The 9246-nt window shown below is 60.8% G+C and carries 14 protein-coding genes and 1 tRNA gene; 9 read left to right on the top strand and 6 right to left on the bottom strand.

Annotated elements, in window-relative coordinates:
- Window positions 1–20: 20 nt before the first annotated feature.
- On the top strand, window positions 21–434 hold the full coding sequence (locus tag ACK4R0_RS12050) for a (deoxy)nucleoside triphosphate pyrophosphohydrolase (protein WP_409674183.1): 414 nt from the start codon (window positions 21–23) through the stop codon (window positions 432–434).
- Window positions 435–517: 83 nt separating this feature from the next.
- Window positions 518–594 (top strand) — tRNA-Arg (locus ACK4R0_RS12045).
- Window positions 595–668: 74 nt separating this feature from the next.
- Here ACK4R0_RS12045 and ACK4R0_RS12040 read toward each other — a convergent pair.
- The gene (locus tag ACK4R0_RS12040; protein ID WP_409674182.1) at window positions 669–869 is read right to left on the bottom strand and encodes a hypothetical protein; all 201 of its coding nucleotides are present in this window, start codon (window positions 867–869) and stop codon (window positions 669–671) included.
- A 300-nt stretch (window positions 870–1169) separates the two neighbouring features.
- Between ACK4R0_RS12040 and hppD the strand changes: the two genes are divergently transcribed.
- From hppD to ACK4R0_RS12015, 5 genes are read left to right on the top strand one after another with little or no spacing between them, the layout of a single operon-like run.
- Window positions 1170–2273 (top strand): 4-hydroxyphenylpyruvate dioxygenase, encoded by a 1104-nt coding sequence (gene hppD, locus ACK4R0_RS12035; RefSeq protein ID WP_409674181.1) that lies wholly within the window; start codon window positions 1170–1172, stop codon window positions 2271–2273.
- Window positions 2270–2818, top strand: coding sequence for a VOC family protein (locus tag ACK4R0_RS12030; protein ID WP_409674180.1), 549 nt, complete (start codon window positions 2270–2272; stop codon window positions 2816–2818). Before hppD ends, ACK4R0_RS12030 begins: the two co-directional genes overlap by 4 nt.
- Window positions 2819–2850: 32 nt before the next feature.
- A complete protein-coding gene (locus ACK4R0_RS12025) occupies window positions 2851–3114 on the top strand; it encodes a hypothetical protein (RefSeq protein ID WP_409674179.1) in 264 nt (87 codons plus the stop codon).
- The gene (locus tag ACK4R0_RS12020; protein ID WP_409674178.1) at window positions 3114–3293 is read left to right on the top strand and encodes a DUF4169 family protein; all 180 of its coding nucleotides are present in this window, start codon (window positions 3114–3116) and stop codon (window positions 3291–3293) included. Before ACK4R0_RS12025 ends, ACK4R0_RS12020 begins: the two co-directional genes overlap by 1 nt.
- Window positions 3293–3496 (top strand): hypothetical protein, encoded by a 204-nt coding sequence (locus ACK4R0_RS12015; protein WP_409674177.1) that lies wholly within the window; start codon window positions 3293–3295, stop codon window positions 3494–3496. The genes ACK4R0_RS12020 and ACK4R0_RS12015 overlap by 1 nt, the downstream gene beginning before the upstream one ends.
- A 3-nt stretch (window positions 3497–3499) precedes the next feature.
- On the opposite strand, the gene ACK4R0_RS12010 is transcribed toward ACK4R0_RS12015, so the two are convergent.
- The 3 genes from ACK4R0_RS12010 to ACK4R0_RS12000 form a co-directional block, all read right to left on the bottom strand.
- Window positions 3500–4405: a haloalkane dehalogenase gene (locus ACK4R0_RS12010; protein ID WP_409674176.1), complete on the bottom strand. Its 906-nt coding sequence runs from the start codon at window positions 4403–4405 to the stop codon at window positions 3500–3502.
- 104 nt (window positions 4406–4509) lie between these two features.
- Window positions 4510–5469 carry a helix-turn-helix transcriptional regulator gene (locus ACK4R0_RS12005; RefSeq protein ID WP_409674175.1) on the bottom strand — a complete coding sequence of 320 codons (960 nt, stop codon included), beginning with the start codon at window positions 5467–5469 and terminating at the stop codon, window positions 4510–4512.
- A 130-nt stretch (window positions 5470–5599) separates the two neighbouring features.
- Entirely contained in the window at window positions 5600–5896 is a 297-nt protein-coding gene (locus tag ACK4R0_RS12000) for a hypothetical protein (protein WP_409674174.1), read from the bottom strand.
- Between ACK4R0_RS12000 and ACK4R0_RS11995 the strand changes: the two genes are divergently transcribed.
- Together ACK4R0_RS11995 and ACK4R0_RS11990 are read left to right on the top strand one after the other, a co-directional pair.
- Window positions 5895–6398 (top strand): hypothetical protein, encoded by a 504-nt coding sequence (locus ACK4R0_RS11995; RefSeq protein ID WP_409674173.1) that lies wholly within the window; start codon window positions 5895–5897, stop codon window positions 6396–6398. The two genes, ACK4R0_RS12000 and ACK4R0_RS11995, sit on opposite strands and share 2 nt — an antisense overlap.
- Window positions 6399–6495: 97 nt before the next feature.
- Entirely contained in the window at window positions 6496–6708 is a 213-nt protein-coding gene (locus ACK4R0_RS11990) for a hypothetical protein (protein ID WP_409674172.1), read from the top strand.
- Between the two features lie 28 nt (window positions 6709–6736).
- Here ACK4R0_RS11990 and ACK4R0_RS11985 read toward each other — a convergent pair whose 3' ends face one another.
- A complete protein-coding gene (locus tag ACK4R0_RS11985; RefSeq protein WP_409674171.1) occupies window positions 6737–7432 on the bottom strand; it encodes a hypothetical protein in 696 nt (231 codons plus the stop codon).
- Between the two features lie 82 nt (window positions 7433–7514).
- Complete coding sequence (locus ACK4R0_RS11980; protein WP_409674170.1) at window positions 7515–9188, bottom strand: beta strand repeat-containing protein; 1674 nt, start codon at window positions 9186–9188, stop codon at window positions 7515–7517.
- Window positions 9189–9246 lie beyond the last annotated feature (58 nt).

Here is a 9246-nt window from a genome sequence, read left to right as displayed (position 1 = left end):
GGTTAAAAGGGGCGACCGACATGGAAATTTTTCCGACACTCTTCCCCGTTGTGGCGGCGTTGCTTGATGACGGCCAGGGCAGGGTCCTCGTGCAGCAGCGCCCGCCAGGCAAGGCGATGGCGGGCTTGTGGGAGTTTCCTGGCGGCAAGATAGAGCCTGGCGAGACACCCGAAGCGGCCTTGGCGCGCGAGCTGATGGAAGAGCTGGGCATCGTGGTTGCTCCCGACGATCTTGCTCCGTTGACCTTTGCAAGCGATGCACTGGGTCAGCGGCATCTGATATTGCTTTTGTACCGGTGTGAGCGCTGGGAAGGGCAGCCGCAACCGCTCCACGCAACCGCGATTCGCTGGGCGACGGTTGTCGAACTGTCGTCGCTGCCGATGCCGCCGGCCGATCTGCCGTTGCTTGCCGCCATCGCGCAATCCCGGCGCTAGCGGGATGACGCGGAATAAAGCGCGGCTTGGCCCAAAAAGATGTTGCCAACCATCGGACCGCTGACTATGTGCCCAACTCCAACGCGCCCGTAGCTCAGCTGGATAGAGCATCAGACTACGAATCTGAGGGTCGGACGTTCGAATCGTTCCGGGCGCACCAGGATTTTCAAGGCCTTCCGCATCGCCGTGCGGGAGGCCTTTTGATTTCGGCGATGGGGGAACCGGTTTTCCCGGTCAGGGTGCTCCAGCGTTGCTGCACATGCGTATGATCCTTGGATGGTCAGACAGCTTGCGGCCGTCTTCCCGGACTTCCACCCTCAGGTCCCGGTCAGCCTTTACGGCCCTGTCGGCAAGATCCTTCGCTTCAGCCAGAGAGCCGTCCCAGCATTCCCATCCATCGACGCATTCGTTGCGGATGTAGATAATCTCGATCATGCTTGTACTGTTCTTATCTGCAGATGCGCGCGCTGCGTTGCCGCAGCATTTACCATCGACGCGATCCCAATTGAAAAAATGTGCGCGTCTTATCAAAGCCATAACGAGCAACCGGGGTCTCGGTTGCGTAAGCTGGAGCGTTTAGGTGCGGGGTGGCGACCTGGTGTTCCAGGTTGGTCGCCAGCCCCCTGTCTGTGTTGCCTTCTTCCGATGTAGCCGTCGGCAATATGGTTTCATTTGACACCAGTTTGTCTCTCGCATATCGTTGCTGCAACCAGAAATCATGTGGAGACTGTTGCGATGGCCGATATTTTCGAGAACCCGCTTGGCCTTGATGGCTTTGAGTTCATCGAGTTTTGCGCGCCCGAGCAGGGCCTGCTCGAGCCGGTGTTCACCGCGATGGGCTTCACTCGCATTGCCCGGCACCGCTCAAAGGATGTGCATCTCTGGCGGCAGGGCGACATCAATCTGATCGCCAATTACGAGCCAGCCAGCCCCGCAGCCTATTTTGCCGCCGAACACGGCCCATCGGCCTGCGGCATGGGTTTCCGCGTTAAGAACGCGCACATCGCCTATCGCGAGGCGCTCGACCGCGGTGCCGAGCCGGTCGAAACCAAGACCGGGCCGATGGAACTGCGCCTGCCTGCTATCCGTGGGATTGGCGGCGCGATGATCTATCTGGTCGATCGCTATGCCAGCCTCGACAATCCCGATGCACTGTCGATCTACGACATCGATTTCGAATACCTCCCCGGCGTCGATCGCCATCCCGTCGGCGCGGGGTTCAAGATGATCGATCACCTGACCCACAACGTCTATGGTGGCCGGATGGACCATTGGGCCAAGTTCTACGAGCGCGTGTTCAATTTCCGCGAAATCCGCTTCTTCGACATCAAGGGCGAGTACACCGGCCTCACCAGCCGCGCGATGACCGCGCCCGATGGCAAGATCCGCATCCCGCTCAACGAGGAAGGCGCAAAGGGCGGCGGCCAGATCGACGAGTTCCTGCGCGCCTATAACGGCGAGGGCATTCAGCACATCGCCTTCATCTGCGACGACCTGATCGGATGCCTGGACCGAATCAAGGCGATGGGCGCTCCGCTGATGACCCCGCCGCCTGCAACCTATTACGAAGCGCTCGAAGAGCGGCTGCCCGGCCATGGCGAGCCCGTCGCGGAACTCCAGGAACGCGGCATCCTGCTCGATGGATCGACCGAGAACAACGACCCCCGGCTGCTGCTGCAGATTTTCGGCCAGCCGACGATCGGCCCGGTGTTCTTCGAGTTCATCCAGCGCAAGAAGGACGAGGGCTTCGGCAACGGCAATTTCACCGCGTTGTTCAAATCGATGGAAGAAGACCAGATGCGCCGCGGCGTGCTCAAGGTGCAGGAACCTGCCGAATGATTGCGCCGTTCGCCCTCACGCGGATTCACCACGTCGCCTATCGCTGCCGCGATGCGAAGCAGACGGTGGAATGGTACGAGAACGTGCTGGGCATGACCTACACCAGCGCGTTCTCGGAAGACCATGTCCCCTCCACCGGCGCGTATGATCCGTACATGCACGTGTTCCTCGATTGCGGCGGCGGCAACGTGCTGGCCTTTTTCGAGCTGCCTGAGCAGCCCGAGATGGGCCGTGATGCCAACACTCCCGAATGGGTGCAGCATATCGCGTTCGAGGTTGCCGATCTCGACGCGCTGATGGCCGCCAAAGCGCATATCGAAGGGCTTGGCATCGACGTGCTCGGCCCGACCTTCCACGGCGTCTTCCGCTCGATCTATTTCTTCGATCCCAACGGCCACCGTGTCGAATTGGCGTGCAACATCGGCAAGCCCGAGCATTATGCCGAGTTGAAGCGCGTCGCCCCGCTGATGCTCGAGGAGTGGAGCCGCACCAAGAAGGCGCCGCGGCATGCCGACTGGTTGCACAAGGATCCCGATGCGGCGTAAAAGGTATCCTGAAGCACCTTGCGGGACCAGCCATGACCTTTGAAGACCAGCTCGAACGCTATTTCGGCACGCGCGATCCGTCCGCCATCGCCCCGCAGGCAGTGGATGCAGCGATCGAGCGGATGCAGGTCGATCTGGGCATGGCGGCCGATCCCGGTTCGCGATTTGCCATCTGGTGCATGCTGTTCATGTTCGGCCGGGCGCCCGACATCGACGAAACCTTTGCCGAACGGTCAGAACGCGATCTGGCGCGGCAGTTCATCGAGATGTCGGAGCGGGCAGGGCAGGACGGCTGATGGCCGAGATCATCAATCTGCGTCAGGCGCGCAAAGCGCAAAAGCGCAAGGAGGCTGAGGCGACAGCAGCAGCAAACCGCGCCAAGTTCGGCCAGACCAAGGCGGAGCGCACAACGCAGGCAACAGAAAGCGCCCGCGCAGCACGGCTGCTCGATGGCGCGCGGCGGGAGAAGGACTGATGCGCTCGACCTCCGGTTCGGTCAGCGTCAGGCTCTACCTGCTCGACGGCGATGTCGAGGGCGGGGCGACCAGCAGCCTGTTCTACGGACCGCTGTCCGAAGCGCTGCACATCGCTGCGCAGCAGAGCGCCGAGGTTCAGGAAGGCCTGTATATCGCCACCGACAACGATGTTGTCGCCTATCTCGATCTGGTCGAAGAGTAGCGCTCAGCCGATCGTCTGTCCGGCGACATCGAGGATGCAGCGGACGAAACCATGAGGGTCGTCTTCCTGGATGAAGTGACCGCCGCTCAACGTCCGGTGACTCTGGCCTGCGGTTCCCGGTACCCTGCCGACAAACAACGCGTCGCCGCCGCGCGTGATCGGGTCGCGATCGCTGAAGCAGCACAGGAACGGCTTTTCCCAGCGGTCGAGCACCTCCCACGCCTTGAGCTGGTCGGGCACGGCGACGTTGGGGCCCAGCGGCACGAAGCTCGGGAAGATGCGCGCACCCGCCTTGTATCTGCTGTCGGGGAAGGGGGCATCATAGGCCGCGATCTCGGCATTTGACAGTTCGCGCGCGGTGCCCTTGGCGATGATCCTGCCGATCGGGAACACCGGGCTCCATTTCGAGAACGCCTTCCAGATGGCAAAGGCGCGCGGCGCGTCCTGCCCCGCAGGCAGCCCGCCGTTGGACAGCGCGACACCCGCAAAGCGCTCAGGCATCTCGGCCAGGAGACGCAAGCCGATCAAAGAGCCCCAATCCTGGCAGACAAGGATGATGTTGGTGAGGTCGAGCTTTTCGACCCATCGGCGCATCCAGGCGACGTGCCGGGCATAGCTGTAATCGCTCTTGAGCGCCGGCTTGTCCGATCGCCCGAAGCCGATCAGGTCGGGGGCTACCACCCGCAGGCCTGCGGCGGCCACCGGGCCGATCATGTGGCGGTAAAGGTAACTCCAAGTCGGCTCGCCGTGCATCATCAGCACCACCGGCGCATCGCGCGGCCCTTCGTCGACGTAATGCACGCGAAGCCTGGTCCCGTCGAGCGCATCGGCGATTTCGGCATAATGGGGTGCGAACGGGAAATCCGTGATGCCTGCAAACCGGCTTTCCGGCGTTCTCAAAACCCGCATGTCATCTCCCCCACCAGCAATCTAATGGCATTCTGTATGACATAAGATTCTGGATGACACAACGGTGCGAAGGCACAATCAGCGTTATCCGAGGGTACAAGGCGTCAGGAGAACTTTTCGCTCAGCCGCAGCAGATCAAAGCGGCTGTGGACGCCCGTGCGGTCGTAGATCTGGCCCAAGAAGACGCGCGCGGTATTCTTGGTGATCGACATCTGCCGGGCAGCGTCCTCCAGCGTGAACGTCTGCTGGATGATCTTGAGCAACTGCGCCTGGCGCTGCGTCAGCCCAAACGCTGCCATGAACACCTTTTCCCGCTCGACGGAGTGCTTGACATAGGTGATCGAAACTTCAGCGAGCCTTGTAGAAACATCGCCAAACGTGGTGCTGATGCTCACAAGGGTGTCACAGATACTCGATTTATGCGCGAGATGGATCGCCTCTTGCGGCGGTAGACTGTGAACGGTGCTCAGTATGGCCGCATGGAAATCCGGATCGAGCGGCTCGAGCTGCATTTCGTCACCCAGGCGCGCAATCCCCGTCAAAGCCAGTAGATACCGGATATGCTCGTTGCCCTGGGAAACCACCAGATTCTCATCGAGCCAGAATTTGAACGAGTCGATGTGCCGCAATGGGATCGCGCAGTTGCTCACATCACCGGTCTTCAAGGTTTCGCGCCGCATGGTCGCATTGATCGCCGTGAATTTGTCGTAGAACTTTGTCAGGAATATTCTCTGATCGCTCGATTTGGCGTTGGCCTTGTCGCGGTGAATCGCCAGCACGATCTTGGCGTTCTCGACGCATGGCAGCACCAGGGCAGCGGCCTGACTGGGCGCTCCGGTGGATTCCAGCCACGACCAGAATTCACCGTTGCTTCCGGGCATGCTCGATTGGAGGATGTCCTCATCGATGATCGCGCCGTTGCTGGCATTTTGCTCAATGAACGCCATACGGGGATCGATCTGGAAGTAGTATTCGGAATACGCCGCGACCGTGGCTTGGTCGAACCCGAAAGTTCCCATCGATTTTATTGCCTGGTTGCTCCCGAGCACCAGGTCCATCGACATAGACTCAGCTCCCGCCAGGGGCGCCACCGATTCAAGACATTCTGTCCAGCTGATATTACCGAGAGCCGCCTCCGCTATGTACGCGTCAAGTTGGTCGAACTCACTCGAAATTACAATCATGCGCAATGCGTCAATCGACAGCTGACGAATGCTGCAACGTGTAATCTTCACGGCCTTCGATCGACACGATCAACTTGACGTCCCATTCGCCGCCATGTCCGAAGCGGATGTTGCTGAGCACCTGCCCGGCTTCGCCAAGATTTCGAAACGAGCTGGTATTGGCGGTGCGGTTGGACGTGCCCGACTGCGATTCTATGCGAAACTTGCCCGCGCAGTCGCATGGTGCGGCAGACAGCACCTTGGCCTCCACCAGCGTTCCGTGCTGCTCCACGGTCAGGATAACGGGATGCTGGGATGGATCGGGCATGGCATTGGCACTCTGTTCGATGATGGGGGCAGCACAAGCTGTGCTTATGCAGAAAGCGGCTGTCATCCACCCCGCCGTCCAGCGCGCGTTAGCGAGGTTGAGGGGCATTGATCACTCCCAAGATCGCATCGATCGCATCGGTTGCGTCGGCTGGAATTTGGCTGCTGTCATCCTTCTCCGGAAGAGCCGCTGCAGTGGCTTGTCCCGAGGTTACGACCGCAGCGATCGCGAGGTCTTCGTTGTTCACTTCACCATTGCGACCCGCAGCCAAACGGCGCGCGGTGCCATCGGGCGCATCACCGGATGCGGGAGCCGAAAATTGCTGGGCCAGGAGGCGCTGCTCGGCGGACAGCTGCGGCTGAAGTTTTCCCGCGAAATCCCTGGCGCGGGCTTCGATCGGATTGGCGCATATGCCGGGGCTGTCTGCATCCTGGACATCGTCGCAGGCATCGGCGCCTTCAAGCCGCTGGAGCGCCAGCTGCCCGCGATCCTGTCCCGGTGATGTCAATTGCGGCGCAGGGGAGGGCGTTCCGGCTCGAAGGGTAATCTGGGTGGCATCGGTGAGGTCGCGGGTCTCTACCGGTTCGAATGCTGAGACGATGGGAACCTGGAGCGATCGATCCGAGGGCATAGCCTGTTCGCTCGATACCGCCTGGCTGCGATCACCGCTCGGTCTGGTTGCGGGGCCTGTATCGTCAACCTGCTGCGCCGATGCGCCGGGCATCATCTGGGTCGATGCCACCGCGATCAAGACGAGGGTTACCAAAAGGGCAAAGCGCCTGAGTTGCCGCAATGTCGGAATGAACGAATAGACGGTATGGGGGGAAAGCCCGCGTGCCATCAACTGCCTCCGTTCGATTGCACGATCAACATGGCCTGGCTGCCACTTTGCACGATCTGCAGATCGGAAAGGCCGTTGCCTTGCTGCACCCACTGCAGCTGATTGTCAGATCCGTTCTGGGTCGCGGTCATGGTGTTGTTGTCACCCAGTTGTACCAACTCAGCGCGGTTGTCGGATCCAGATTGCTGCAACTTCATGTGATTATCGGATCCATTCTGCGCGAGCACAGCACCATTTGCGCTACCGGCTGTTGCGGTCTGGTCAAGCAATATGACGTTGTTCTCTCCGAATTGTTCAACAAGTGCAACATTGGTGCCGCCGGGCGCTGCGTCCTGCGCTACGACGATAGAGTTGAGCAGGCCGCCCTGATCGACCTCGAGATATGCTGCGCCGTCACCCATTTGCTGCGCTGTGGCCGAATTGCGTTCGCCGTTCTGCGCGATGCTGGCGAATTGCTGACCTGCGTTCTGTGTAATGCTGGCCTGGTTCTGGTCACCAACCTGAGTGATGTAGGCACTGGTCCTGAGCGGGGCGGGGCGAGAAACATCGATCGGCTGGGTGAGGGCTCGGGCGTTGCACGATCCGGTGGTCTGGCCATCGCAGGGGCCGCTCGGGGTCTGCTGTGCCGTTGCGCCATGCGCCCCCATGACAAAAGCCGCTGCTGTTAGGCTGAACTTTGCAATGTAAGTGCGCATGATTGAAGTCCTTTGAAAGACCTCTTGGCGACCCTGCACCCTGGGCAAGCCGGGTGCAGGATCGCTTCGAGGCTAGCAGGTCTTAGAGACCCTGAGTGACGGTGGCGATGTGGTTGGTACCCGCCTGGTTGATGAACGACTGGTTGTCGTTCGAGTTCTGCGTCACGTTGGCAATATGGCCCGAACCGGCCTGTGCGATGTCAGACAGGTTGTCTTCGCCCAGCTGGCTCACATTGGCAGTCTGGCCGATACCGCCCTGATCGATACCGGAGACGTTGTTCGCTCCATTCTGGATCACGTTGGCATTCAGCAGAACCGCGCCACCGTTGCCAGTCTGCATGATCGTGCTTTCGTTGTTGCCGTTGCCGCCCTGCGAAACGTTGGCAGCCAGGCTGGTGCCCTGCTGGTTGGTCAGTGCACGGTTGGCGTCGGAGATCTGCATGATCGACGCGGAGTTGTCGCTGCCGTTGTCGCCGCCCTGGATGATCTCTGCACCGAAGGCAAACAGACCGCCACCGACGTTGTTCGACCCGATCTGCTCGATCATTGCGCTCTGGCTTTCGCCACGCTGCGTGGTCCTTGCAGTGTTGTCGTTGCCGCCCTGCGTGATGCTGGCAACCTGGTTTTCGCCGAAGCCGCCGTCGAAGAGTCCAGCGAGGCCGCTGGCACGGTCACGGCCCTGATCGATGTCAGCAGCGTTGCCGCTGCCGGGCTGAGCGATCGTTGCGGTCTGGTTTTCACCGCGCTGGGCGATGTCCGCAGTGTTGTCGCCGCCGCCCTGATTGACGAAGGCATTGTGGTTGCGACCGATGCCGCCGCCCTGATCGACCGTTGCCATGTTTTCAGAGCCAGTCTGAATCACGTCGGCATTTTCGTTGAATCCACGCTGCACGATGTCAGCGGTGTTCTGGAAGCCGGACTGACGGATGTCGGCAGTGTGGTCGGAGCTGGCATTGGCGCCCTGATCAATCGAGGCGATGTTGTCGTTGCCAATCTTCTGTTCGATGAAGGCTTCGTGCAGGCCGCCGGCCTGACGCACGGTTGCTTCGTTCCCATCGCTCAGCTGGACGACGCCCGCTGCGGTCGAGCTGCCCACGCCGTTGCCGGCACCGCCCTGGATGATGTCGGAATCGTTGTCTGATCCCGCCTGCAGGACGTTGGCAACGTTGGCACCGAGGCCGGTCTGGACCAGCTTTGATTCGTTGTATCCGCCGGTCTGCGTGACAACGGCCTGGTTGAGCCCGCTGCTCTGCGTAACGGTCGATTCATTGTAGTCGCCGCTCTGGTCGACGTTCGCGGCGTTCAGGTTGCCTGACTGGGTTACGGTCGATTCATTGTCCTGGCCGCTCTGGTTGACGTCGGCGTTGTCGAGATCGCCGCTCTGGGTGACCAGCGAGTCATTGCCCAGGTTCGACTGCGCGACCGTGGCGGTCGAGAAATCGTTGGTCTGAACGACGCGCGAGAAGTTGTCCGCACCCGACTGGGTGACTTCAGCGGTGTTGTTGTCATCGCTGCTGCCGGTGCCGTTGTCCTGCTCGATCTGCGATTCGTTGAAGTGGCCCGACTGAGTCAGCGTCGCCGAGTTATTGTCACCGCCCTGGGTGACCGTCGACTTGCCGTTGCTGCCGCTCTGGCCAACGATGACGTCGCCATCGGTGCCAGTCTGGGTGACGGTCGAGGTGTTGTTCTGGGCTACGGCCGGAACCGCGGTGAGGAGTGCCAGCGACGAGGCGCTGAGGAGAAGAAGCTTTTTCATGACATTACTTTCGAAAAGAAAGTTCCGGCTGGCGCCCCTGTCAAGACGCCAGCTAGAA

Origin of the sequence: Blastomonas sp. (assembly GCF_046294995.1) — a bacterium.
Taxonomy (GTDB): Bacteria; Pseudomonadota; Alphaproteobacteria; order Sphingomonadales; family Sphingomonadaceae; genus Blastomonas.
This window is presented reverse-complemented; position numbering and strand designations above follow the sequence as displayed.

Excerpts from the sequence above, each read along its gene's own strand:
- ACK4R0_RS12050 (WP_409674183.1), top strand. The coding sequence starts at position 21 with ATGGAAATTTTTCCGACACTCTTCCCCGTTGTGGCGGCGTTGCTTGAT.
- ACK4R0_RS12040 (WP_409674182.1), bottom strand. The coding sequence starts at position 869 with ATGATCGAGATTATCTACATCCGCAACGAATGCGTCGATGGATGGGAA.
- hppD (WP_409674181.1), top strand. The coding sequence starts at position 1,170 with ATGGCCGATATTTTCGAGAACCCGCTTGGCCTTGATGGCTTTGAGTTC.
- ACK4R0_RS12030 (WP_409674180.1), top strand. The coding sequence starts at position 2,270 with ATGATTGCGCCGTTCGCCCTCACGCGGATTCACCACGTCGCCTATCGC.
- ACK4R0_RS12025 (WP_409674179.1), top strand. The coding sequence starts at position 2,851 with ATGACCTTTGAAGACCAGCTCGAACGCTATTTCGGCACGCGCGATCCG.
- ACK4R0_RS12020 (WP_409674178.1), top strand. The coding sequence starts at position 3,114 with ATGGCCGAGATCATCAATCTGCGTCAGGCGCGCAAAGCGCAAAAGCGC.
- ACK4R0_RS12015 (WP_409674177.1), top strand. The coding sequence starts at position 3,293 with ATGCGCTCGACCTCCGGTTCGGTCAGCGTCAGGCTCTACCTGCTCGAC.
- ACK4R0_RS12010 (WP_409674176.1), bottom strand. The coding sequence starts at position 4,405 with ATGCGGGTTTTGAGAACGCCGGAAAGCCGGTTTGCAGGCATCACGGAT.
- ACK4R0_RS12005 (WP_409674175.1), bottom strand. The coding sequence starts at position 5,469 with ATGTCGATGGACCTGGTGCTCGGGAGCAACCAGGCAATAAAATCGATG.
- ACK4R0_RS11995 (WP_409674173.1), top strand. The coding sequence starts at position 5,895 with ATGGCATTGGCACTCTGTTCGATGATGGGGGCAGCACAAGCTGTGCTT.
- ACK4R0_RS12000 (WP_409674174.1), bottom strand. The coding sequence starts at position 5,896 with ATGCCCGATCCATCCCAGCATCCCGTTATCCTGACCGTGGAGCAGCAC.
- ACK4R0_RS11990 (WP_409674172.1), top strand. The coding sequence starts at position 6,496 with ATGGGAACCTGGAGCGATCGATCCGAGGGCATAGCCTGTTCGCTCGAT.
- ACK4R0_RS11985 (WP_409674171.1), bottom strand. The coding sequence starts at position 7,432 with ATGCGCACTTACATTGCAAAGTTCAGCCTAACAGCAGCGGCTTTTGTC.
- ACK4R0_RS11980 (WP_409674170.1), bottom strand. The coding sequence starts at position 9,188 with ATGAAAAAGCTTCTTCTCCTCAGCGCCTCGTCGCTGGCACTCCTCACC.